At 64.8% G+C, this 23,624-nt stretch carries 20 protein-coding genes and 1 pseudogene; 17 read left to right on the forward strand and 4 right to left on the reverse strand.

The features are described from left to right. Nucleotides 1-2,167, forward strand: a 2,167-nt coding sequence (locus CDN38_RS24350) for an SDR family oxidoreductase (protein WP_142361370.1), incomplete at its 5' end; no start/stop codon positions are given. A gap of 29 nt (nt 2,168-2,196) precedes the next feature. Here the strand turns inward: CDN38_RS24350 and CDN38_RS24355 are convergent. Then, entirely contained in the window at nt 2,197-3,540 is a 1,344-nt protein-coding gene (locus tag CDN38_RS24355; RefSeq protein ID WP_161951684.1) for an aminotransferase class III-fold pyridoxal phosphate-dependent enzyme, read from the reverse strand. A gap of 258 nt (nt 3,541-3,798) precedes the next feature. Between CDN38_RS24355 and CDN38_RS24360 the strand changes: the two genes are divergently transcribed. The 12 genes and pseudogenes from CDN38_RS24360 to CDN38_RS24410 all read left to right on the forward strand — a co-directional run bounded on the left by CDN38_RS24360 (nt 3,799) and on the right by CDN38_RS24410 (nt 17,298). After that, complete coding sequence (locus CDN38_RS24360; RefSeq protein WP_161951685.1) at nt 3,799-4,515, forward strand: class I SAM-dependent DNA methyltransferase; 717 nt, start codon at nt 3,799-3,801, stop codon at nt 4,513-4,515. Between the two features lie 684 nt (nt 4,516-5,199). Next, on the forward strand, nt 5,200-6,192 hold the full coding sequence (locus CDN38_RS24365) for an NAD-dependent epimerase/dehydratase family protein (protein ID WP_161951686.1): 993 nt from the start codon (nt 5,200-5,202) through the stop codon (nt 6,190-6,192). Then, on the forward strand, nt 6,185-7,306 hold the full coding sequence (locus CDN38_RS24370) for a DegT/DnrJ/EryC1/StrS family aminotransferase (RefSeq protein ID WP_075512794.1): 1,122 nt from the start codon (nt 6,185-6,187) through the stop codon (nt 7,304-7,306). The genes CDN38_RS24365 and CDN38_RS24370 overlap by 8 nt, the downstream gene beginning before the upstream one ends. After that, nucleotides 7,303-9,018 (forward strand): glycosyltransferase, encoded by a 1,716-nt coding sequence (locus CDN38_RS24375; RefSeq protein WP_082277353.1) that lies wholly within the window; start codon nt 7,303-7,305, stop codon nt 9,016-9,018. Before CDN38_RS24370 ends, CDN38_RS24375 begins: the two co-directional genes overlap by 4 nt. A 176-nt stretch (nt 9,019-9,194) precedes the next feature. Further along, nucleotides 9,195-10,841, forward strand: coding sequence for a GMC oxidoreductase (locus tag CDN38_RS24380; protein WP_244307480.1), 1,647 nt, complete (start codon nt 9,195-9,197; stop codon nt 10,839-10,841). Further along, the gene (locus CDN38_RS24385) at nt 10,842-11,849 is read left to right on the forward strand and encodes an aldo/keto reductase (RefSeq protein WP_082277354.1); all 1,008 of its coding nucleotides are present in this window, start codon (nt 10,842-10,844) and stop codon (nt 11,847-11,849) included. 207 nt (nt 11,850-12,056) lie between these two features. Beyond that, the gene (locus tag CDN38_RS24395; protein WP_075512798.1) at nt 12,057-13,394 is read left to right on the forward strand and encodes a glycosyltransferase; all 1,338 of its coding nucleotides are present in this window, start codon (nt 12,057-12,059) and stop codon (nt 13,392-13,394) included. A gap of 261 nt (nt 13,395-13,655) precedes the next feature. Next, on the forward strand, nt 13,656-13,850 hold the full coding sequence (locus CDN38_RS29070) for a hypothetical protein (protein WP_142361326.1): 195 nt from the start codon (nt 13,656-13,658) through the stop codon (nt 13,848-13,850). A 43-nt stretch (nt 13,851-13,893) separates the two neighbouring features. Next, nucleotides 13,894-15,021 carry an epoxide hydrolase family protein gene (locus CDN38_RS24400; RefSeq protein ID WP_075512799.1) on the forward strand — a complete coding sequence of 376 codons (1,128 nt, stop codon included), beginning with the start codon at nt 13,894-13,896 and terminating at the stop codon, nt 15,019-15,021. 51 nt (nt 15,022-15,072) lie between these two features. Continuing rightward, nucleotides 15,073-16,002 (forward strand): cation diffusion facilitator family transporter, encoded by a 930-nt coding sequence (locus tag CDN38_RS24405; RefSeq protein WP_075512800.1) that lies wholly within the window; start codon nt 15,073-15,075, stop codon nt 16,000-16,002. A gap of 70 nt (nt 16,003-16,072) precedes the next feature. After that, a complete protein-coding gene (locus CDN38_RS29700) occupies nt 16,073-16,234 on the forward strand; it encodes a hypothetical protein (RefSeq protein WP_161951687.1) in 162 nt (53 codons plus the stop codon). A gap of 127 nt (nt 16,235-16,361) precedes the next feature. Then, nucleotides 16,362-17,298: pseudogene (locus tag CDN38_RS24410) on the forward strand (cobalamin biosynthesis protein). On the opposite strand, the gene CDN38_RS31255 reads toward CDN38_RS24410, so the two are convergent. The 3 genes from CDN38_RS31255 to CDN38_RS24425 are packed head-to-tail and all read right to left on the reverse strand — an operon-like array spanning nt 17,280 to nt 19,244. Beyond that, entirely contained in the window at nt 17,280-18,095 is an 816-nt protein-coding gene (locus tag CDN38_RS31255; RefSeq protein ID WP_233027115.1) for an SURF1 family cytochrome oxidase biogenesis protein, read from the reverse strand. The pseudogene CDN38_RS24410 and the gene CDN38_RS31255 sit on opposite strands and share 19 nt — an antisense overlap. A 23-nt stretch (nt 18,096-18,118) precedes the next feature. Continuing rightward, entirely contained in the window at nt 18,119-18,616 is a 498-nt protein-coding gene (locus CDN38_RS24420) for a low molecular weight protein-tyrosine-phosphatase (protein WP_075512802.1), read from the reverse strand. Continuing rightward, complete coding sequence (locus tag CDN38_RS24425; protein WP_075512814.1) at nt 18,609-19,244, reverse strand: HAD hydrolase-like protein; 636 nt, start codon at nt 19,242-19,244, stop codon at nt 18,609-18,611. The genes CDN38_RS24420 and CDN38_RS24425 overlap by 8 nt, the downstream gene beginning before the upstream one ends. Nucleotides 19,245-19,461: 217 nt before the next feature. On the opposite strand from CDN38_RS24425, the gene cobC reads away from it, so the two are divergent. From cobC to CDN38_RS24445, 4 genes are read left to right on the forward strand one after another with little or no spacing between them, the layout of a single operon-like run. After that, on the forward strand, nt 19,462-20,514 hold the full coding sequence (gene cobC / locus CDN38_RS24430) for an Rv2231c family histidinol phosphate aminotransferase CobC (protein ID WP_075512803.1): 1,053 nt from the start codon (nt 19,462-19,464) through the stop codon (nt 20,512-20,514). Next, nucleotides 20,511-21,647 carry a Nif3-like dinuclear metal center hexameric protein gene (locus CDN38_RS24435; protein ID WP_075512804.1) on the forward strand — a complete coding sequence of 379 codons (1,137 nt, stop codon included), beginning with the start codon at nt 20,511-20,513 and terminating at the stop codon, nt 21,645-21,647. Before cobC ends, CDN38_RS24435 begins: the two co-directional genes overlap by 4 nt. After that, complete coding sequence (locus tag CDN38_RS24440; protein ID WP_099319235.1) at nt 21,644-22,381, forward strand: zinc ribbon domain-containing protein; 738 nt, start codon at nt 21,644-21,646, stop codon at nt 22,379-22,381. The genes CDN38_RS24435 and CDN38_RS24440 overlap by 4 nt, the downstream gene beginning before the upstream one ends. After that, a complete protein-coding gene (locus CDN38_RS24445; RefSeq protein WP_099319236.1) occupies nt 22,378-23,502 on the forward strand; it encodes a bifunctional RNase H/acid phosphatase in 1,125 nt (374 codons plus the stop codon). Before CDN38_RS24440 ends, CDN38_RS24445 begins: the two co-directional genes overlap by 4 nt. The last annotated feature ends 122 nt before the right edge of the window (nt 23,503-23,624 follow it).

The raw sequence follows: 23,624 nt of genomic DNA on the forward strand, positions 1-23,624 counted from the left end.
ACCACCCATCCAACACAAACAACCCCGCCCCCGGCACCGGCGCACCGATCGGCGGCGGGCGGGGTTGACGTCGTCGCGGTTTGTGGCGTGTCCGTTCGGCGGTGCGGGAAGACGGATGTATCGCACCGGGGATCTGGTGTGGTGGGGTGCTGATGGGCAGTTGCGTTATGTGGGGCGCGCTGATGAGCAGGTCAAGATCCGCGGATACCGCATCGAGTGTGGTGAAGTCCGGGCGGTGTTGTGCGGGCTGGCTGGGGTGCAGCAGGCGGCGGTCATTGCCCGCGAGGACCGCCCTGGTGAGAAGTGTCTGGTGGGGTATGTCACCGGGACAGCTGAGCCGGCCACGATCCGCGCCGCGCTGGCTCTACGGTTGCCGGCCTATATGGTGCCGGCGGCGGTGGTGGTGCTCGATGAGCTGCCGTTGACGGTCAACGGCAAGCTCGACACCCGCGCCCTGCCGGCACCGCAGTACCGCGATGGCGATCGTTACCGCGCTCCGGCCACCCCGGTCGAGGAAATCCTGGCCGGCATTTACGCCCAGGTACTCGGACTCGAGCGCGTCGGCGTCGACGACTCCTTCTTCGACCTGGGCGGCAATTCCCTCACCGCGATGCGGGTGATCGCGACGATCAACGTCCGCCTGGATGCCCACGTTTCGGTGCGCAGCTTATTCGACGCGCCGTCCGTACGGAGCTTGAGTCGACAGTTGGGCGCACACACCAGCCCGGCGGAACAAATAGTGCCCGCCGTGGGCCCGGCAAGGGATCTACAAGATCCCGTCGACGGCACCGAGGCCGAGCGAAAGCCCGGGGCCAACATGCCCAGCTTCGCGTCCGTGCACGGCCGCGACCCTACCGAGGTGCATGCCGGCGATCTCACGCTGGACAAGTTCATCGATGCCACGACACTGACCACCGCCGCCACCTTGCCATGCTCGAGCGCCGAGACGCGGACGGTCCTGCTAACCGGCGCGACCGGTTTCCTCGGGCGTTACCTGGCGCTGGAATGGCTGGAGCGGATGGACCGGGTCGACGGCACGCTGATCTGTCTGGTGCGAGCCGAGTCCAACGAGGATGGGCGGCGTCGTCTGGACAAGACCTTCGACAGCGGCGACCCGCAACTACTGCGGCACTACCACGAACTGGCCGCCGATCATCTAGAGGTCATCGCCGGGGACAAGGGCAAAACCCACCTGGGCCTGGACCAGCAGCCCTGGCAGCGGCTAGCCGACACCGTCGATCTGATCGTCGACCCCGCCGCCGTGGTCAACCACGTGCTGCCCTACCGGGAACTGTTCAGGCCCAACGTCGTCGGCACCGCCGAGCTGATCCGGCTCGCGCTCACCGCGAAGATCAAGCCCTACGCTTTTGTGTCGACGGCGAGCGTGGGCGACCAGGTCGAGCCGTCGGCGTTCACCGAGGACGCCGACATCCGGGTGATCAGTCCTACCCGCACGATCGACAGCGGCTATGCCAACAGCAAGTGGGCCGGCGAGGTGCTGCTGTGTGAGGCCAATGACCTATGCGGGCTGCCGGTCGCGGTGTTCCGCTGCGACATGATCCTGGCCGACATCACCTACGCGGGTCAGCTCAACCTGACGGACAATTTCACTCGGTTGATGCTTTCCCTGGTGGCTACCGGCCTCGCGCCCGGCTCGTTCTACCAGCTCGACGCGGACGGCAACCGGCAACGTGCCCACTTCGACGGGCTACCCGTCGAATTCGTCGCTGAGGCGATCGCGACGCTGGGTGCCCGGGTGGTCGACGGGTTTGAGACATACCACGTGATGAACCCCCACGATGACGGAATCGGATTCGACGAGTACGTCGACTGGTTGATCGAGGCCGGTTACCCGATTCACCGTATCGCCGACTTTGGGGAGTGGTTACAGCGGTTTGAGACCGCCCTGCGTGCCCTGCCGGATCGACAGCGCCAGCATTCGCAGTTGTGGAAGTTGCCGTTGCTCAATTCCGATTCGCCGCATAGTTCCACGCATTTGCAGCCCGCTGAGCCGATGTGGGGATCGCTTGCGCCGACTGACCGGTTCCGCGCAGCGGTGCAAAAAGCGAAGATCGGCCCCGACAAGGACAATCCGGACATCCCGCACGTCTCGGCGCCGGTCATCCTTAAGTACGTTACCGACTTGCAGCTGCTCGGGTTGCTCTAGGACCGCGTCCTAGCTAGACGCGCTCGACCTCAGATGAACCCGTCTTTCCTGAGCCCCTCGAGCGATTGGGTCACCGCGTCGCACACGACGTCCATGACGTCAGCGGTATGCGCGTACGTGAAGAACGGGTAGAGGAATTCGGGGACGTGGACACCCGCCGCGCGCAGATAATACGTCCACATGTACTCGCCAACCGCGTTTCGCGCCGGATGAACCAACTCCACGAAATTGTCGGTCGACATGGCGCCGAAGAACGGTCGCACCAGGGACTCGTACCGTCGAACCGCGATCGGATATCCCGCGTCGTCGCGCAACCGCTCGAGGTGAACGGCGAATCGATCGGCGGCCGCGCCTATCGTTCGATAGACCTCTTCCTGGTGATCGCGAATGTATTCGAGCTGCGCGAGGCCGGCCGTACACGAGACGATGTTGCCGCAGAAGGTTCCAAGAATGTGCGTGCGGGTCCGCATGTCACGCATGTAGTCGCCCGTCGTGACCGCCATCTTGATGATGTCGGAGCGCCCCAGCGTCGCGCCGATGGGCAGCCCGCCACCGATAATCTTCCCGAAGGTCGCAAGGTCCGGGGTGATGCCCTCCGCGTCGAGGGTCCCGCCGAAGCGAAACCGAAACCCGGAGAGCATTTCATCGAAGACCAGCACGATGCCGTGCTCCGCGGTCAGCTTCCGTAGGCCGACTAGGAACTCTCGATCCAATTGCGGCCAGCTCGACCGGATCGGCTCAAGAATGACGCACGCGAGTTCCGCGGCGCGCGCGCAGATCACCTCGAACGCTGTCTCGTTGTAAGGAAGCACGATCGTCGACGACGCTACCGACGGCGCGACCCCCGGCATGCCCGGTCGAGTCGAGCCGTCGGGCAGCCTGGCTACGAGAACGTCATTGTGGTGCCCGTGGTAACAGTGCTCGAACGTCGCGACGAGCGGCCGTCCTGTGAACGCCCGCGCGAGCTTGAGAGCATGCATCGTGGCTTCGGTGCCGGAGTTGCTGAGAAACCCGCCCTCCGCCCAGCGGACGCTCTCGAGAAGAAGACTCATGAGCGCAGTCTCGACCTCGTGACCGGCCGCGACCGTCAAACCGCTGCCCAGCATCGATCGGACAGCGTCGGTCACGACCTCAGGCGAGTGTCCAAGGAAGTTGACCCCTCTGCCACTGTCCAGATCGACGAACTCGTTGCCATCCAGATCGGCAATGTGCGCGCCCCGCGCCCATCCGGCGATCATCGGGATTATGCGGGGCATCCCGTCGACGAAATTATTGAAGACGCCCTTATGTGCGCGCCGTGCCGCCGCGGCGATGGTCTTCGGTTGCCGCGCCACCAGGTCTTTAATGCGGTCGAGCTCATGCGCCCGCGCCACGAACTCGGTTGTGTTCTCCAGGAACATCTCGGTGGTGATTGCGGCCATGGGATTCATCCTGCCCGTTCTCGGGTACGAGTTCCGGGTATCGCGCCGTTCGGCGCAACTTCCCGGTTCAGAATTCGGTATGTACGGTCCGGCTGTGTTCAGTTGGCCGGGGGCATACCGCACCCGGCGGCAAGGCGTCCCGACGTGGGACTGGATCCTGTTTTATCTGACGCAAGGCCATCCGATCACCGACACGATACACTTATGCGCGTGGCGCCCTACAGTGAAATTGCAAAATTTTATGACGCCATTTCGATCCATAGGCCCATTAAAGCAGAGTTTTTGCAAAGCCTGATCGAAAAATATGCGCCCACCGCAAAAACCATTCTCGAATTTGCCAGCGGCACTGGAATGATTCTAGAGGGCTTATCGCGGAAATATGATATTTCAGGCGTGGATTTATCTCCTGAGATGATTGCGGTAGCGAAGCAAAAACTGCCTGATTTTGATATAAGAGTCGGAGATATTGCCAAACTAGATTTCGGGAAGAGATTCGACGCTGTTCTTTGTGTATACGACTCGATCAACCATCTACCTGACTGGGAGAGTTGGTGCGCTACGTTTGCCAACGCGCGCAAACATCTGAACCAGGGCGGGTTGTTTATCTTTGATATGAACTCAATCGAGCATCTCGAAGGGTGGACCGCCTCTAATCCGCCGTGGGGTCGTGTGCTGGGGGAAAATTACATGATCACAGACGTGAAGAAACTGGACCAGGTATTCAACTGGGAAATAAAGGTGTTCGAAAAAGAACCAGACGGCCGCTTTCGGTTACATTGCGACAATATATATGAAATATCATTTCCGCTGGAGCAGGTACGAGCTGAAGCTGAAAAAAACTTTCGAGTAATAGAAATTATAGGCGCCGTAGATCTCGAAGGAGTCAATTCAATTTGGCGCCCTTTGTTCGTCTGCCAGGCGCAATAACTGGGTACCCCAGCGCTCGTTCAAAGTTTTGGTTAAATTCCGCTTTGCGGAAATGAGCGTGCACCGGTAGTTGGCGTTATCACCGTGGGGTGAGTTCGTGTCGTTTCCGTGAGGCTGGCCCTCGGTGGGTGGCGATGCAGATTTCCGCACTCGACGGCCGAGCGTTTGAACATATCGTGCTCCACCGTCTGATCGGCGTCCTCATTGCGCGGCCGTTCGAACTCATCGCGTTTGCTCTCGCTCGGCGGGCCATCGCCATCGCTCCCGCAAAGCGACGTCTCTACGCTACGTAGGGAAGCCCACCTCGAAAATCCCGCCACAATAAGACCCCGCCAACACCGGCACTCACCGCTTAAACTGCCACCCGAAGGGTCGCGCGATCGAGCTAATTGTTGGGCCACGTCCCTGGGCTTTTCCGTGTTGCTGGTCGACATCCTGAGTGGCACGCGGCGTCGCCCTTCGCACTGGACGCCACGGTTGCGCATCGCACCGCAGGAGGAACAGGTATGAGGGTCCGCACGGTGTACGCCCTCGTCGCGCATCACCGAACTGGCTCGATGACGCTGAACACAGCCCTCGACAACGACTCCGAGGTTCGCCATCAAGCTGGCAACTGCAGGGTCCTCGCCCGCCGCTGCCCGGGATCGCGATGGGCGGCTTTCTTCGAGGATGGATCACGTCATTGTGACTATCGAAAATAGCTCCACGATGGTGGCAGGTGGCGCGGGCTTCGTGGGCTCGGCGCTAGTTCGTGAATTGCTCGCTCTGGGCTGCCGGGTGATTGTCTACGACAACTTCCTCCATGGTTCGCCCAGCCATGTGGACAATCTCGGTCCCGGCGTCGTCGTCGTCGAGGGTGATGCAAGGGACCGCTCGCATCTGTACGACGTTTTGCGACGCGAGTGCGTGCAGTTCGTCTTCAATTGCGTCGGCGACACGTTTGTGCCCGATGCCTACGACCACCCGGCGCGGTTCTTCGACAACAACACCGCGGCTGCTGTCAGCGTCCTGCTGGCCAGCCGCGATGCCATGGTGGAGGCTGTGCTTTACGTGTCGTCGACGGAGGTATACGGGCTCGTCGGCCACGATCGCCCCATCGACGAGTCGCTTCCCTGCTGTCCGGTTAACACCTACGCCGTATCGAAGGTCGCCGCGGATCGGGCCTGTCACACGATCCATATAGAACATGGCCTCCCGGTCGTACTCGCGCGGATCTTCAACTGTTACGGACCTCGCGAAACGCATCCCTACATCGTGCCCGAGCTGATCAGCCAGCTTCATCGTGGACCGCGGCTTCGCCTTGGCAACGTGGCGGCCTCCCGGGATTTCACATACGTCGAAGACACTGCCCGTGCGCTGGTCCGGCTCATGGAATGTGGACCAGTCGACGCGACCCCGGTCAACGTCGGTAGCGGGCGCGCAGTCACGATCGCCGATCTCGCGCAGCATGTCGGACGTCTGTACGGCTACGAACGCGTCGACATCGAGCTGGACTCGGGGCGGCTACGCAGGCGAGACATCGAGTGCTTCGTCTGTGATCCGACCCGACTACGCGAGCTCACCGGGTGGTTGCCGCGAGTCGATCTGCACACCGGCCTTCGGCGGACCGTGGATTGGTATGAGAGCAACGGTCGCATGTGGTCGTTCGAGCGCCGTGGAGTCACGATCCGTGGATGAGTTCGTGCCTGTCTGCAAACCCCACGTCTGGGGGGATGAGATTTCGGAGCTGGCTCGCATCCTTGATGCCAACTGGCTCTCGGCGTCGACCCCTGTCGTCGACGAGTTCGAGCGAGCATTCGCACGACGCATCGGGATCGGCCACGCGATCGCGGTAGTCAACGGTACGTGTGCCCTCGAACTCGCGCTCGATGTGCTCGGTATCGGTCCAGACGACGAGGTGATCGTTCCCGACTTCTGCATGTTCTCGTGCATCCTTGCGGTCGTGCGGCGCGGCGCGCGACCAATTCCGGTCGATGCCGACGACACGTGGAACCTCGACGTCAACAGCGCGCGTGCCGCGATCACGCCGCGCACCCGCGCAATTCTCGCAGTGCATACCTACGGCCATCCCGCGCGTATCGAGGAACTGCGGGCCATCGCCTGCGCTCACAAGGTCGCCCTCGTGGAGGACGCGGCAGAGGCGCTCGGCGCGACGGTCGGATCGCGCCAAGTCGGCACATTTGGAGATTTGAGCTGCTTCAGCCTCTACGCAAACAAGGCGATCACGACCGGCGAAGGCGGAGTCATTGTCACCGACTCGGCTGAACTCGCGGACAAGCTGCGATGGAAGCGCAATCTGTGCTTCGGCACCGATGAGGAATCGCGCTTCACGCACGAAGCGCTTGGTTACAACTTCAGGATGAGCGCGCTGCAGGCAGCCTTCGGGCTCGCCCAGCTACGTCATCTCGATGACGCAAATCAGGCTCGCATCGAGAATGCGGCAGCCTACGATGAAGCGCTCGCCGATATTCCGGGCATCGAACGCCAACCACGCGGCCATTGGTGCCACAACGTGTACTGGGTCTACGGGATCGTGTTCAATCCGTGCCGGTTTCTAGAAAGCCGGATAGAAGCCCAGCGTGCTCTGCGTGCCGCAGGAATCGAGACGCGCCGGTTCTTCACCCCGGTGCATCGCCAGCCGCCAATACATACCGCAAACGGCAGATTCCCTAATTCCGAGCGACTCTGGGAGCACGGCTTTTACCTGCCTTCCTTCATTGGGATGCCCGCATCAGTCCCGGCAAGAGTGGCAGCGGTGCTGCATAGGGTTGCACGCGGAGCGCGCAGATGAGTTCTGCGCGTTTGAACATCATGCGGCCGATCTCCTGGCCGCATCACAACGGCGGGTGGCGCTGGGTCGTCGAACTCTTGACCAAGCAACTCCATGATCCAAATGGCATACGCTGCGTGACCGCCGTCGAGGAGGAGTTCTACTTTCACGGACCGATCCGAGAACCGTGGGTTGGCTTCGTACACCAAGTTCCAAAGCACGACGAGCGCCCGGCGCAGATGACAGCGTGGCGGGCCAGCCTTCCGCACTGTCGTGGGATGTGGGTGCTCTCGGAGTACGTGCGGAGCGCATTAAACAACCTCGGTGTAACAGTGCCGATCGGTCTGGTCCGCTACCCGACTCCGACTCCGATGACGTACTGGACACTTGAGGCGACGCGAACCGGGCCTCGTGAGGTCCATTTCATCGGCACGTTCCTGCGCAATTACCAGTCGTTTTATGATCTGGATGCCGGCGATCGTAGGAAGATTTTGTTCGCTCCGCAGGGGTTCGATCCGCAAGCGCTCGGAATCGCTGACAACGGCAGCGTCGAGGTGCGCGATCGGGTCGATTCGGCCACCTACGAGCACACTCTCGCCCGCTCGATCGTATTCCTGAATCTTGTTGATGCATTTGCAAACACCACCGTGGTCGAGTGCCTGGCGCGCGCGACGCCGTTGATCATCAACCGGCTTGCCGGCGTTGAGGAATATCTCGGAGCGGACTACCCGCTCTTCTACGACACGTTGGATGAAGCTGCCGCATTGCTTCGCGACGAAGAAAGTCTTGTCGCCGGATCTCGTCACCTGGCTGCGCTGCCGATTCAGGAAGAGATCACGGGCAGCGCTTTTCTCGAGAACCTGCAGCGCACGGCGATCTATCGTGATCTGCCCATTCCGCCGAAGCAACTGGGGAGCTTTCGTCCGCGTGATGTGACCGTGATGATGTGCTCCTACCGGCGGACGAACACGCTATCGGCGGTGCTCGAGCGATTCACACGACAGGATTTCGATGGCTCGTTCGAGTTCGTCCTTTGGAACAATAATGCCGAGTCAGCTCAGGATGTCGATCGGATTGCGGCTCGGTTCGACAACGATCTCGACCTCCGCGTCATTCACTCCAGCGCAAACTTATTGTGCCGCATTCGTCTCGCGATGCCCGCGATCATGCGAAGTGATGTCCTGGTCGTGTGCGACGACGACGTATTGGTAGAGCCCTGTTACCTCCGCGAGCTTGTCGCGGCGCACAAACGCCATGGCGGCGAGGTGTTGTGTTTTCGCGGGCACCGGTTCCTGCCCCACGCACTCGACGAAGATCATCCCGAGCGCGTATGGACGGGCCATGAATCTCTGGTATTTAGCGACGAATCCGAACCTGAACAGCTCGTACACTTCATGCACGCCGATAACTGCTTGCTACCGAGAGCCATCCTCGCGCGTATCGGCGCATATCCCATGCGAAGGCTTGAAACCGCACTCGTCGACGACTACTGGATGTCGTTCGTGCTGTCCCATCACCTGAATGTATCGATTCGCAAGCTGCGCGGAGATCACTGTTTCTCGTTCCTGCCATCCGCCGACGATCCGGAAATCGCACTCTTTCGCAATGAGGCGGTCGCACAGGAGCGGATCCGCTTTTACGTGAGCCACATGCGTCAAGGCTGGCCCAAATGGGATGCCGCGACCACCTCGAGTGCGCACACGTTTCGCGACACGAATGATCACGGCAGGTGATCCGGCAAGTCTCGTTCGCTACTTGTCGGAGCTCATCCGCGGCCTCATCGAGGCCGCCACAGCCTGGGAGCAAACACCGCTATCGAATCGAAGTGGTGCTCGATCCGCACCGAAACATCTTCTCGGACATGACCTCTCGCAAACAGCCGAGGACCCGCTCACGGTAGCCGCTCCCAGTGGCGAACGAGATAAGCACGCAGAAACGAGATAACGCACGTATGGGGAACAGTGAATCAACGTATGACGCCATCGTCGTCGGCTCCGGAGCAGCTGGCTCCTGGGCTGTCAAGGAGTTGACGGAAGGTGGCTTGAAGGTTGTCTTGCTCGAGGCCGGCAGGAACCTGGACATCGCCCATGACTTTGCTGCCGACGCGGAGGTGGGCGTGATGGGGATCGCAGGGCGGGTCAAATCGGCGATTCAAGGCCAGCCGGTCCAGGCGCGATGCGCATCCTTCTCGAAGACCACCAAGCAGTTTTACGTCAGCGACAAGGAGAATCCCTATACCACTGTGCGGGGCAATACATTCCTATGGTTTAGGGGCCGGCAACTCGGCGGTCGCCTGCACACGTGGTGGAGACATGCACCGCGCATGTCGAATTACGAGTTCAAAGCCGCCAGTGTCCGTGGAGACGGCCTCGACTGGCCGTTGTCCTACGAAGACTTGGCGCCGTACTACGATGTCGTCGAACGGACGCTTGGTGTCTATGGGAAGCCCGCAGACATTCCCAACTGTCCGGACGGACAGTTCATCGGGCCCGCGAAAACGACAAAGATCGAAGAAGCGTTTTTGGCCAATGTCGAGAAACGACTTCCGAACGTGCGCGTGACGTATGCGAGGAACATCAAGTACGACAGCAACAGGGTTCCGCTTCCGATCAGGCTCGCTCTGGCAACTGGCCGCCTCGAGGTTCGGACCGACGCCATCGTGAGCCGACTGCTGATCGATGCGCGGTCGGGGAAGGCGACCGGCGTTGAATACATCGAGCGATTGACTAAGAACGCGCAGGCAGTTCACGGAGGGGTGGTCGTCTTGTGCGCGTCGGCGATCGAGAGCGTGCGGATCCTGTTGAACTCGGAATCTGCAAAGCATCCGTCGGGTGTTGGCGGATCGTCGGGCCATCTCGGTCGCTATCTGTGCGACCACATTGCATATGCGCAGGCCGGCACGGTGCCTCAAAGGGATGTCGAGCCTGCTGTCAACGAGGATGGGTTCGACTTTGCGGGAACGGGCCTTTACATTCCGAGCTTTTGTGAAAAGGAGTCGAAGAACTTTCCTGGTGGCTACGGGATTCAGCTAGCAATTGGGCGTGGCACGCCGGTGTGGGCCATGGGCGCCTACGGCGAAATGCGGCCCCGATACGAAAATCACGTCTCGCTCGACCCGACCGTCAAGGACGCGTGGGGAATCCCCGCAGCCAGAATCGAGTGCAGTCATTCTCAGGATGACGTCAATATGGTTGCGCACATGAAGCGGAAGCTTCCAGAAATTGCCGCCGCCGGCGGGCTGCAGCTTGACAAGAACCTCGATGTCGGACGCTGGAACATTCCCAGGCGACGGTTTCGATCCCTGTTCCTCGCGGACTATGGCGCCTCATGGCCCGGGGCAGCCATTCACGAGACCGGCGGCGCGCGCATGGGTGACAAGCCCGACAACTCGGTGCTGAACTCGTGGTGTCAGTGTTGGGATGCTGACAACGTGTTCGTGACCGACGGCGCTTGCTTTGTCTCCCCCGGTTTCCAGAATCCCACGCTGACGATCATGGCGCTCACGGTTCGAGCGTGTCGGTTCATAGTTGGTGACTATGCGAAGCGTGTGAACTAAATGGACTACGGGAAGGTTATCGGGATTGATCGGCCGGTCTCGCGGATCGTCTTCGGCACCGATCGATTGCGGGGCCGCGAACTGCCGTGGCTGCCCAATCGAAGCCTTGAGCAACAGGCCTTCTCGCTCTTGGATCGGTCATTCGAGCTCGGCTGCAACTCATTCGACACCGCGCGCATATATCGGGACAGCGAACGGACGCTGGGGGACTGGATTCGGCAACGCCACAACCGCGACCAGGTTGTGGTCATCAGCAAGGGATGTCATCCCGGCCTCTCATCAGGACGTCCGCGGCTTTCTGCCTCTGATGTGTCGAACGATCTGCACGCGTCCCTCACGGCGCTCGGCACGGATTTCATTGATCTGTATCTGCTTCACTACGACCATCCCGCAGCTGCGGTCGAACCGGTCATCGAACGGCTCAACCGTCACCTTGACGAGGGCAAGATCGGCGCGATAGGTGCGTCGAACTGGTCTCACGAGCGAATTGCCAGTGCCAACACGATTGCTGCCGGCAACGGCCTCAAACCATTTAGCGCGGCAGGCGTTCAATTCAGCCTTGCTGAGTGGACGGGACCTCCGTGGCCTGGCGCTGTCACCCTGGGAGGCGACGGCCAGCGGGCCGCGCGAGAATGGTATTTGACGCACGGGTTGTCGGTGTTCGCGTGGTCCAGCCTTGCCCGTGGATTTTTTTCTGATCACTACGATCCGAAGAATCCGGACAGCAACCGCGTGAGCCGGTGGTGTGCCGCCTACTTCGGCACCGAAGACAACATCCAAAGGCTTGAGCGCGCAAGGATGTTCGCGCGTGAGCATCACGTCACCGTCGCGCAGGTTGCGCTCGCCTACGTGCTGTGCCACCCACTCCAGGCGTTTGCAGTGGTCGGTTGCACGACGGCCGAGAAGTTCGCGGAGAACGTGGCCGCACTGTCTTTGAAGCTTGATGAAGCGACCCTGCACTGGCTCGCTACCGGCCAGGCGTCGCGAGGAAGATCCCCGTCTCCGTGAGCACCGCGGCAGTGGTCGACATCGCCGGTGCGCGGGGGCAGCGGCGCCGGTATCCGGACGAAACGGTGACAAATTTGTGTTTTGTGCGCAGGATCTTTCGTATGACTTGCAGGATGTGGCAGAAAGACAACCGGCGGCGATTGGAGGCCGCCGGTTTCATTTCGCAGATCACGCAGATAGCAGCTAAGTGCAAGGCTTAGATCCGCGATGAGGTTTGTGCTGGCAATGTGGGGAACGCGTGGCGATGTCGAGCCCTGCGTCGCTATCGGCTGTGAGCTGCTGCGCAGAGGGCACGACGTGCGCATGGCTGTCGCACCTGAGTTGGTTGGCTTCGCCGAGTCGGCTGGGCTTGCGGCGGTCACCTACGGGCCGGATCCTCGCCGCTGGCTGGACGCGCACCGCGACTTCTGCAGGAATCTCTTCGACAACTTCTGGAGGATTCCGGATTCGCGTAGGTTGTGGCGGGAAGCCGCGGAGTCGGGTACTTGGTGCTGGGGGGACATGAGCACGACGCTGAGGTCGCTGGCGGACGGGGCCGACCTGCTACTCACCGGCATGGCTTACCAGGAGGTTGCGTTCAACGTCGCAGAGTACTACGACATTCCGTTGGCCACATTGCATTTCGCCCCACTGCGGGCAAACGGCCAGCTCCAGCCCTTGCTGCCGGCTCCGTTGGCTCGCGCCGCAATGACGGTGGGCGAGTGGCTGGTCTGGCCCATGCGCAAGAAGGCCGAGGAAGTACAGCGTCGCGAACTGGGCCTTCCGAAGGCAACGAGCCCCGCGTTTCGACGGATCACCGAACGCGGATCGCTGGAAATCCAGGCTTACGACGAGATGTGCTTTCCCGGGCTGGCAGCCGAATGGGCGAAATGGAATGGGCCCATTAACCCCTTAAGGCCGTTTGTCGGCGCCCTGACGATGGAACTGCCGACGGATGCCGACGAGGAGGTGGTGTCGTGGATTGCCGCAGGAACACCGCCAATTTACTTCGGGTTCGGCAGCATACCGGTCGAATCTCCCGCCGACACGCTTGCCATGATTTGCGCGGCCTGCGCACAGTTGGGCGAGCGGGCGTTGGTTTGCTCCGGCGGGACTGACTTCAGCGATCTGCCCCACTCCGAGCATGTCAAGGTGGTGGGCGCGATGAACCATGCGGCCATCTTTCCGGCCTGCCGTGCGGTCGTGCATCACGGTGGCGCGGGGACTACAGCCGCGGGCCTGCGCGCCGGGGTCCGCATGTTGATCTTGTGGAGGGGCTTCGATCAGCCGTACTGGGCAGCTGTGGTCAAACGACTGAAAGTGGGCACCGCCCGGCGCTTTTCCAGCGCTAGTCGGGAGTCGCTGGTCGCGGACCTGGGTACCATCCTTGCCCCGCAGTACCTGGTCCGGGCACGCGAGGTCGCCACCCGGATGACTACATCCGCCGCCAGCGTTGCGGCCGCCGCCGATGCTGTGGAAAATTGCGCCCGCTTGCGGCGCGCTGGCAAGAACGGACGCAGATCTGCGGGCTGGGTATCGGCCTGGGGATCACGAGCCCGATCGTGATCCCGCTCATGGGTGCCGCGGAAAAAAGCTTGGGCAGCGGGCTTGGTAGGCAGTCACCGGCGGCCAAAAAGGAGGGTGCCCAGAATCGGTTGTGCGCCTACCTCGCCGTGGCCGTGCTGGCGCGGCGATGGGTGCTGCGCAGCGGTCGGTGGTCGATCGGTCGTTGCCGGTAGCCGCTGCACCGACTATCCCAGCCGGTCTTGCCGCGGCGTTGCACCCGCCGCGTTGTCGCTGACGAGCGGGTATGGCAGTGTCGTGGGGGTGGGTGAGCTATCGGGTTCTCAGAGCGACGGCGCGGGACGACAGAAGTCGAGACCGCCGGTGCGGCCGCTGTCGGCGGACCAGCAGCCGGCGACCAAGGCGGACCTGTATGCCGCGGTGGACGCGATGCGCGCCGGCATGCGCGAACTGCTCGACCAGATCAGCACATTGATCAAAGAAGCGAACAAGAAATAGGTTTTCCGGAGCTTTCCGGCGTGCCGGACGGCACGATGAACGGGTGAGGCCGTTTCGCATCGACGTCCCCGACGACGTTCTGGATGACCTGCAGTCACGCCTGTCGCGCACCCGCTGGCCCGAAGCCGAGTGTGTGGACGATTGGAGCCAGGGCATTTCGCTGGCTTACACCCGCGACCTGGCCGCCTACTGGGCCAACGACTACGACTGGCGGGCACGCGAAGCGGCGCTGAACCGCTTCGACCAATTCATCACCGAAATCGACGGGCTGGACATCCATTTCATCCATCACCGGTCGCCGCATGACGACGCCTTCCCGTTGCTGATCACGCATGGCTGGCCGGGCTCGATCGTGGAGTTCCACAAAGTGATCGAGCCGCTGACCAATCCCACCGCCCACGGCGGACGCGCCGAAGACGCCTTCCATGTCGTCTGCCCGTCGCTTCCCGGCTACGGCTTCTCCGGCAAGCCGAGCCGCACCGGCTGGGGGGTCGACAAGATCGCGCACGCCTGGGAAACGCTGATGCAGCGCTTGGGCTACCGGCGCTACGGCGCCCAGGGCGGCGACTGGGGCGCGGCCGTCACCACCCAGATCGGCCGCAACGCCGGCCTTTCCGAAGGCCATTGCGTGGCCATCCACCTGAACATGCCGATCGCCTGGCCCACCGCCGACGAGCCCACCGACGACGAACGGCAGGCGTTGCAGGACCTGGACCACCACCGCAAGTGGGGCACCGGCTATTCCAAGCTGCAAGCCACCCGGCCCCAGACCCTGGGCTATGGCCTGGTGGATTCCCCGGTGGGACAACTTGCGTGGATCGTCGAGAAGTTCTGGGCATGGATGGACTGCGACGGCCACCCCGAGAACGTGCTCACGCGCGATGAGCTGCTGGATAACGTGATGATGTACTGGGTGACCGCAACGGCAGCATCCTCGGCCCGGTTGTACTGGGAAAGTATGAAGAGCTTCCGGCCGAGCGGCCGCGTCGAATTGCCGACCGGTGTCGCGTCATTCCCCAAGGAGATCCTGCGGGCATCGCGGCGGTGGTGCGAGCCGAACTACCACATCACCCACTGGACGACCATGCCCCGCGGCGGGCACTTCGCCGCATTTGAACAACCCGATCTGTTCGTCACGGACGTCCGCAGGTTCTTCGCGACGGTGCGCTGACGTTCCGCCGCGCACTCGGTCCGCCGAGGACGAAGTGGCACGCTATTGGGCATGCATGTGATCAATGGTCTGCGCGATCCGGCAGCCAGTTTCCCCCTGGCGCACACCTTCGACGACCGGGCGGAGCGGCGCCGGGCCAATCGTGCCGTCGCGCTGAGCGCTGCCGGTTTGGCGCTGACGGGTCTGATCGAACTGGCGATCGCCATGGTGTCGGGGTCGGTGGCGTTGCTGGGCGACGCCCTGCACAATCTTTCCGACGTCTCGACGAGTCTGGTGGTGTTCGTCGGATTCCGGAGCTCCCGGAAGGCGGCGAGCCAGCGCTATCCCTATGGGCTGGAGCGGGCCGAGGATCTCGCCGGCATCGGGGTGGCGCTGGTCATCTGGGCCAGCGCCGCGGTTGCCGGAGTGGAAAGTGTGGCCAAGCTGCTGCGGCACGGAGCCACCCAGCACGTGGGCTGGGGCATCGCCGCGGCGGCGGTCGGCATCGCCGGCAATCAGCTGGTGGCCCGCTACAAGCTCGTCGTCGGCCGCCGAATCCAGTCGTCGACCATGATCGCCGACGCCAAGCATTCCTGGCTGGACGCGCTGTCGTCGGCGGGTGCGCTGCTGGGTCTGTGCGGGGTCGCTGCGGGCTGGGGATGGGCCGACGGCGTTGCCGGCATCGTGGTGGCGGGATTCATCTGCCATGTCGGTTGGGAGGTGACCTCAGACATCGGCAACCGGTTGCTCGACGGAGTGGATCCAGCTGTCATCGCCACCGCGGAGGCGGTCGCCGCCGCAACACCGGGGGTCAGCCACGCCCACGCCCGCGCCCGCTGGACCGGGCGCACGTTGCGCGTGGAGGTGGAAGGCTGGGTTGATCCGGCCACCTCGGTGGCCGAGGCCGACGCGACGGGCCGTCTGGTGGCCGAACGGCTGTCCGCGAAGCTGCCCGAGATGCGTAGCTTCGTCTGGGCGGCGCGCGGCGCGCAGCTGATCTGAGACGGCGGTATGCGACGACATTCTCACCGGCCCGAAGGTTAGCCCGCCTAAAAATGGGCACATTCCCGGCATGTCGATCGAACCGTCACCCCGCGATATCGATGCTGCGGCGGCCGACCTGCCCAAGCTGTCAGTCGCGCCGGGCGGGTACGGCCATACCCGGGAAGTGTGGTGGATGCTGGCAGCACAGCTGGTCATTGTTCTTGCGCTGATCGCCGTGTTGGTGGTGTAGCCGTCGGGCGACGGTTGTTACCCGGTCCAACCTGTCACCAAAAGGCAAGTGGGGCGTTGCCCCGTCGACGAGTCCGCAAGTGACGCGGCCCGGCCGCGACCAAGCGGACGTATGAGACGCTGCCGGGGTGGTTGCGTCGACGCGGCAGGCCCGGATCGCCGGCGTCCTGGTGGGCTACCTGGCAGACCTCGCCCTCGGCGACCCGAAGCGCGGTCATCCGGTCGCGGTGTTCGGGCACCTGGCCGCAAAGTTGGAGCAGACCAGCTATCGCGACAGCAAGCTTGCCGGTGTGGCGCACGTCGGGGCGTTGGTCGGTGCCGTGTGCCTGCTGGGCGCGGTGCTGCAGCGAGGTCCGAGCAGGGTGCGGTCCCTTGCGGCCACGGCGACGGCCACCTGGATATCACTGGGTGGAACGTCGTTGGCTCGGACCGGCCGGGCGATGGCGGAGCTCTTGGAGCGCGGCGACGTCGAGGCGGCGCGACGGGTGTTGCCGTCGTTGTGTGGGCGCGATCCGGCCGAGCTGGACCTACCCGGCTTGACCCGCGCGGCGCTGGAGTCGGTCGCCGAGAACACCTCCGATGCGCTGGTGGCGCCGCTGCTGTGGGCGGCGCTCGGCGGCGCGCCGGCGGTGCTGGGATACCGCGCGATCAACACGCTGGATTCGATGATCGGCTACCGCTCACCACGGTATCTCCGATTCGGTTGGGCCGCAGCACGATTGGACGATATAGCCAACTATGCCGGGGCGCGCGCGACCGCGATGCTGGCGGTGCTGTGCGCACCGCTGGCCGGCGGATCGCCGTCGGGTGCCGTGCGGGCCTGGCGTCGTGACGCCGCACGCCATCCCAGCCCCAACGCCGGCGTCGCGGAGGCGGCGTTCGCCGGGGCGCTGGGCGTGCGGCTCGGCGGGCCGACCCGGTACCGCCACGGGCTGCAGATCCGGCCCACCCTCGGCGACGGCCGTCAGCCCACGGTCGCCGATCTGCGCCGGGCGGTGCTGCTGTCGCGCGCGGTGCAGGCCGGGGCGGCGCTGGGCGTCGGGGCTCTATCGGCGGCGGCCGTAGCGGTCGGCGAGTTTCTCCTCGACCGTCATCGGCTCGTCCGCCGGGGGCGGCTCGCGTCGCTCGCGGCGGCGCGCCCGCAGCTCGGCGTAGGCGAAATAACCTAGTCCGATCGGCGCCAGGATGCCGAAGCTAATCCACTGGATGCCGTAGGACAGAAACGGTCCGGCATCCAGATGCGGTATCCCGATCACGCCCAGGCCGCCGGGCTGGTCCTCGACCAACTGCAGATAGGACCCGGCCAGCGGAACCCCGGTCAACGTCGACACCTGCGTCGTGCTGATCGAATACACCTGCGGGAAACCGTCTCTGGTGAACGGCTCCTTGCCCGGCGCGGTGGGTTCGGAATCCCGCAGCCGCGCCGTGATGGTCACGGTCTGCTCCGGCGGGCGGGGGATCGGCGGCACATGTGAGCCGGGCTCAGGCCGCACGTAACCGCGGTCGACCAGTACGGTGGGCCCGTCGTCGACGGCAAATGGCGCCAGCACCTCGAACGCCTGCTCTCCGTCGACCACCCGCAGCCGGGCCAACACCTGCGCGTCCGGCAGGTAGTGCCCGGTTGCCGTCACCCGGCGCCACTGCGCATCTGAGACCGACGAATCCTGTTGTGGTAGCAGCGTTTTCAGCGGCGCCGGGGGGGTGTGCAGGGAGTAGTCGATCTGGCGGTTCTCCCGGGAGGTCTTGGTGTTCTTTCCCAGCTGCCACGGCGCCAGCACCGTGAAGCACAGGTAGGTGAACGCGATCACCACCAGGGCCAGCGCTATCCATCCCGGCCGCAGCAGGAACGCCAGGCTGGGAATCCGTCTGGGCATCCGTCTGGGCATCACGGGGATCCGTTCTGCGCCAGCCGTTCGTCCACCCAGTCATGCAGACCGGGCAGCGCGGCCTCGATGACGGCGAAAACCTGCTCGAAGTCGTCGTGCCCCCCGTAATACGGATCGTCGACGTCGAGGGTGTGGGCGCCCGAGCGGGGGTCGAACGAGCGCAGCATGCGCAGCCTCGCTTCGTCGACACCGAGCTGGCGCAACAGCCGAGCGTGGTTGCGGCCCAAGGCAATCACCAGGTCTGCCGCCAGATGCCCGGCATCGATCTGCGCGGCGCGGTGCTCGGTGGGGTAGCCGTGGGCGCGCAGCACCCGCCGGGCCCGCTCGTCGACCCCGTTGCCGATATGCCAGTCGCCGGTACCGGCACTGGTCACCCGCACCGCATCTCCTAAGCCGCGCTCCCTGAGTTGATGGGCGAACATCTTTTCGGCCATCGGCGAACGGCAGATGTTGCCGGTGCACACGAAGGTGACGTGCAAGGCTGGCGGATCAGACACCCAGCGCCTCCCGCAGCTCGTCGATGGTGCGAGCGTGCCTGACGAGGGTGGCGTCAGCCGCGTCACTGCCAAAGTCGTCCTGCCCGTAGCCCCAGCCGACCACGACGGTGTCGATATCATGGGCTGCCGCACCCTCGACGTCATGGTTGCGGTCGCCGACCATGAGGACCCGCTCGGGCAGCGGCCGCAGCTGGGCAAGCGCGTGGCTCAGCACCTCGGTCTTGCTGCTCCGTGAGCCGTCGCCACTTGCTCCGGCGATGACCTCGAAATGCTGTTCCAGCCCGAAGTGCGCCAGAATGCGCCGGGCCGTCGGCTCGAGCTTGCACGTAGCCACCGCCAGCCGGACCCCGGCGGCGCGCAGATCGCCCAGCAGCGGCGCTATCCCGTCGAACACGGTGTTCATCGCCCAGCCGCGGGCGCCGTATTCGGCCCGGAAAGCCGCGATCGCGTCTTCGACACGATCGCCGAGCTCCATCGCGCGAAAGGTGTCGTCCATCGGCGGGCCGACGATCCAGGCGGCCAGATCGCCCTCGGGAACGGCGGCGCCGACGTGGTCGAGCGCATGGCGGAAGCTGGCCACGATCCCGTGTGCCGAATCGGTCAGGGTCCCGTCGAGATCGAAGATCACCAGCTGTGGCGAGCCGTCGGAGACGTTGATAGGGGGGCGGGCGGCGCCGCAGTCGGGCGAATCGGTCGCGATCGAACCTGTCACGCCTTCCATTGTCGGTGATGCGGCGGGTTGTCCGGCACCGACCGGCGTTAACGCCAGTCGGCGCACGAGACCGCCGCAAACCCCGGCCACGCCGGATGCCTCGGTAGTCCACCGGCGCACTAGTGTTTCACTGGTGGCGGATCTGGATCACAGCGCGTCGATTTGCCTTTTCGCGGCGCGCTATCACGGTGATCAGGCCGTCGCGCCCGACATGCTGGATTTCGCCGTCAATGTCCGTGACACCCGACCACCGCAGTGGCTTGTCGACGTACTGGCGGCCCGGCTGCCTGATCTGGCCCGCTACCCGAGCGTGGACGAGGTGCGCCGCGCGCAACAGGCGGTAGCCGCACGGCACGGCCGAACCCGTGACGAAGTGCTGCCCCTGGCCGGGGCGGCGGAGGGTTTCGCGTTGTTGCCCAACCTGGCTCCGGCGCGCGCGGCGATCATCGCACCCTCGTTCACCGAGCCGGCGGTGGCGCTGAGCGCCGCCGGAATCCCGGTGGACCACGTTGTCCTCGAGCCGCCGTTCGGGCTGTCCGGTGGGGCGGTGCCGGAGGCGGCCGACCTCGTGGTGGTGGGCAACCCGACCAACCCGACCGGTGTGTTGCACACCCGCGCGCAGTTGCTGGCCCTGCGGCGGCCGGGACGAATCCTGGTCGTCGACGAGGCGTTCGCCGATTCGATTCCCGGGGAGCCGGAGTCGCTGGCCGGCGACCGCCTGCCCGATGTGCTGGTGCTGCGCAGCCTGACCAAGACGTGGTCGCTGGCCGGTTTGCGGGTGGGTTATGCCCTCGGCGCGCCGGACGTGCTGGCCCGGCTGACCGCGCGGCGCCCGCACTGGCCGGTGGGCACCCTGCAGCTGGCGGCCATCGCGGCGTGCTGTGCGCCTGCGGCGGTGGCCGAAGCCGCCGCCGACGCCCAGCGGCTGGTGGCACTGCGCGCGGCGATGGTGGCCGGCCTGCAGTCGGTGGGTGCCGCGGTGGTCGACGGTTGCGCGCCGTTCGTGCTGTTCGCCATGCCGGATGCCGAGAGAATCCGAAATGACTTGCACCACAAGAGCATTGCGGTGCGCCGCTGCGATACGTTCGTCGGCCTGGACAACCGATACCTGCGCGCGGCGGTGCGCGCGGAATGGCCGCGGCTGGTTGAGGCCATCGGTTGCGGGCACGGCGGGAGGCGCCGATGAGTGTGCGGTTGGCTGACGTCGTCGAGGTGCTGGACCAGGCGTATCCGCCGCGTCTTGCCGAGTCGTGGGATTCGGTCGGCCTGGTCTGCGGCGATCCGGCCGACGTGGTGGATTCGGTGACCGTCGCCGTGGACGCGACGGCGGCGGTCGTCGACGAAGTCCCCGACGGGGGCCTATTGCTGGCTCACCATCCGTTGCTGTTGCGCGGGGTCGATACCGTGGCTGCCCATACGCCCAAGGGTGCGCTGGTGCACCGCTTGATCCGGTCGGGCAAGTCGCTGTTCACCGCGCACACCAATGCCGACTCGGCGTCGCCGGGGGTCTCCGACGCGCTGGCGCAGGCGCTGGGCCTGACCGTCGAAGGCGTGCTTGACCCGTTGCCCAGGGCGGCCGATCAGGACAAGTGGGTCATCTATGTGCCGCGCGAGTCCGCTGATGCGGTGCGGGCGGCGGTGTTTGACGCCGGTGCCGGACATATCGGTGACTACTCGCACTGCAGCTGGAGCGTTACCGGTACCGGACAGTTCCTCGCGCTGGAGGGGGCATCGCCCGCAATCGGCGCCATCGGCACCGTCGAACAGGTCGCCGAGGATCGGGTGGAGGTGGTCGCACCCGCGCGGGCGCGGGCCGCGGTGCTGGCGGCGATGCGGGCCGCGCACCCCTACGAGGAACCGGCCTTCGACATCTTCACCCTGGTGCCGCCGCCGGCCGGCGTCGGGTTGGGGCGGATCGGCACGCTGCCCCAGCCGGAACCGCTGCGCGACTTCGTCTCCCGGGTCTGCGCCGCGCTGCCCGCGACGTCCTGGGGAGTGCGTGCCGCCGGTGATCCCGATCTGCCGGTTTCGCGGGTGGCGGTCTGCGGCGGCGCCGGGGACTCGTTGCTGGGCACCGCGGCCGCGGCGCAGGTGCAGGCCTATGTCACCGCCGACCTGCGGCACCACCCCGCCGACGAGCACTGCCGGTCCTCGCCCGTGGCCCTGATCGACCTCGCGCACTGGGCCAGCGAATTCCCCTGGTGCGGCCAAGCCGCCGGCGTGCTGCGGTCCCATTTCGGTGCGTTGCTGCGGGTGCGGGTGTCCACCATCCGCACCGATCCGTGGAATGTGGCCACCAGACCTGGAGACGGGACATGAAAGCCGAAGCGGCACAGCAACGTTCGTTATTGGAATTGGCGAAGCTGGATGCCGAGCTGTCGCGGATCGCGCATCGGGCCACGCATCTGCCGCAGCGAGAGGCCTACGAGCGGGCACAGATCGAGCACAACGCCGCCGGTGACCGGCTGGCCGCCGTGCGAATCGCCGTGGAGGACTTGGACGCCCAGGTGTCGCGATTCGAGGCGGAAATCGATGCGGTGCGCAGGCGCGAGGAGCGGGACCGGTCGCTGCTCACGTCCGGCGCCACGGACGCCAAGCAACTGTCGGACCTGCAGCACGAACTGGAGACGCTGGAACGTCGTCAGGCCAACCTGGAAGATTCCCTGCTCGAGGTGATGGAGCGCCGCGAGGAACTGCAGGCCCGCCAGGTCGCCGAGTCGGCGGCACTGGAGAAGTTGCACAGCGAACTGGACGGCGCCCGGCAAGCCCTGGACGCCGCGCTGGCCGAACTCGAGCAGTCCCGCCGGGAACGCTCGTCGCGGCGCGAGGAACTCAGCGCCTCGCTGAACCCCGGCCTTGTTGCCCTCTATGAGCGGCAGCGGGCCGGGGGAGGGCCGGGCGCCGGACCGTTGCAGGGCCATCGGTGTGGTGCCTGCCGGATCGAGATCGGTCGCGGCGAGCTGGCCCGGATCTCGGCGGCCGCCGACGACGAGGTGTTGCGGTGCCCGGAATGTGGCGCAATCCTATTGCGGGTCAAGGGTTTCGAGCAGTGAAAGTCATCATCGAAGCTGACGGCGGGTCGCGGGGCAATCCCGGGCCGGCCGGATACGGCGCGGTGGTGTGGACCATGGACCGCTCGACCGTGCTGGCGGAGTCCAAGCAGGCGATCGGCCGGGCCACCAACAACGTCGCTGAATACCGCGGGTTGATCGCCGGCCTGGACGACGCGGTGAAGCTGGGAGCCAGCGAGGCGACGGTCCTGATGGATTCCAAGCTGGTGGTGGAGCAGATGTGCGGGCGCTGGAAGGTCAAGCACCCAGACCTGGTGGAACTGCATGCGCAGGCGCAGGCGCTGGCACGGCACTTCCGCCGGATCAGTTACGGGTGGGTGCCGCGGTCTCGGAATGCCTATGCCGATCGGTTGGCCAACGAAGCGATGGATGCCGCGGTTCGCACCAACCGCCGTGGGGAAAGGACCGCCGTGTCGGTGGTGGCGGTGGCCGACCCGCCGCGAAAGCTTGCGACGGAGTCCCCGACAGCTCCCGGATGGACGGGCCGACGCGGTGCGGCCACCCGGCTGCTGTTGTTGCGGCATGGGCAGACCGAGCTGTCGGTGCAGCGCCGCTATTCGGGGCGGGGCAACCCGGCATTGAACGAAGTGGGATGGCGGCAGGCCGGGCTGGCCGCCCGCTATCTTGCGCAGCGCGGCGGGATCGCGGCGGTGGTGTCCTCGCCGTTGCAGCGGGCCTATGACACGGCGACGACGGCGGCCCGGGCCCTGGGTCTGGAGGTGAGCGTCGACGACGACCTCGTCGAGACCGACTTCGGGGTATGGGAGGGAATGACTTTCGCGGAGGCTGCCGATCGCGACCCCGAGCTGCACCGCCGCTGGCTGCGTGACAGCAGTGCCACGCCCCCGGGTGGGGAGAGTTTCGACGACGTGCTGCAGCGGGTTCGTCGCGGACGTGACCGGATCATCGCCGGGCACGAGGGCGCCACGGTCCTGGTGGTCTCTCACGTCACGCCGATCAAGATGTTGTTGCGGCTGGCCCTGGATGCCGGGGCCGGCATCCTGTACCGGTTGCACCTCGATTTGGCGTCGCTGAGCATCGCCGAGTTCTATGCCGATGGAGCGGCGTCGGTGCGGCTGGTGAACCAGACGGGTTATCTGTAGCCCGTCTGGTTCATCAGCCGCCCCGAGCGTGCATTCGTTGCGAATTCCGGCGCGATTTTTCGCACTACGTGCACGTTCGACGAGGGTTAGCTGTGGGTTGCGGCGCCGACGACGCGCCATGC

Origin of the sequence: Mycobacterium ostraviense (assembly GCF_002705925.1) — a bacterium.
GTDB lineage: Bacteria > Actinomycetota > Actinomycetes > Mycobacteriales > Mycobacteriaceae > Mycobacterium > Mycobacterium ostraviense.

What these genes read in the sequence shown, in the direction of transcription:
- CDN38_RS24375 (WP_082277353.1), top strand. Translation starts at nt 7,303, where the DNA reads ATGAGTTCTGCGCGTTTGAACATCATGCGGCCGATCTCCTGGCCGCAT.
- CDN38_RS24385 (WP_082277354.1), top strand. Translation starts at nt 10,842, where the DNA reads ATGGACTACGGGAAGGTTATCGGGATTGATCGGCCGGTCTCGCGGATC.
- CDN38_RS24395 (WP_075512798.1), top strand. Translation starts at nt 12,057, where the DNA reads ATGAGGTTTGTGCTGGCAATGTGGGGAACGCGTGGCGATGTCGAGCCC.
- CDN38_RS24405 (WP_075512800.1), top strand. Translation starts at nt 15,073, where the DNA reads ATGCATGTGATCAATGGTCTGCGCGATCCGGCAGCCAGTTTCCCCCTG.
- CDN38_RS29700 (WP_161951687.1), top strand. Translation starts at nt 16,073, where the DNA reads ATGTCGATCGAACCGTCACCCCGCGATATCGATGCTGCGGCGGCCGAC.
- CDN38_RS24435 (WP_075512804.1), top strand. Translation starts at nt 20,511, where the DNA reads ATGAGTGTGCGGTTGGCTGACGTCGTCGAGGTGCTGGACCAGGCGTAT.
- CDN38_RS24440 (WP_099319235.1), top strand. Translation starts at nt 21,644, where the DNA reads ATGAAAGCCGAAGCGGCACAGCAACGTTCGTTATTGGAATTGGCGAAG.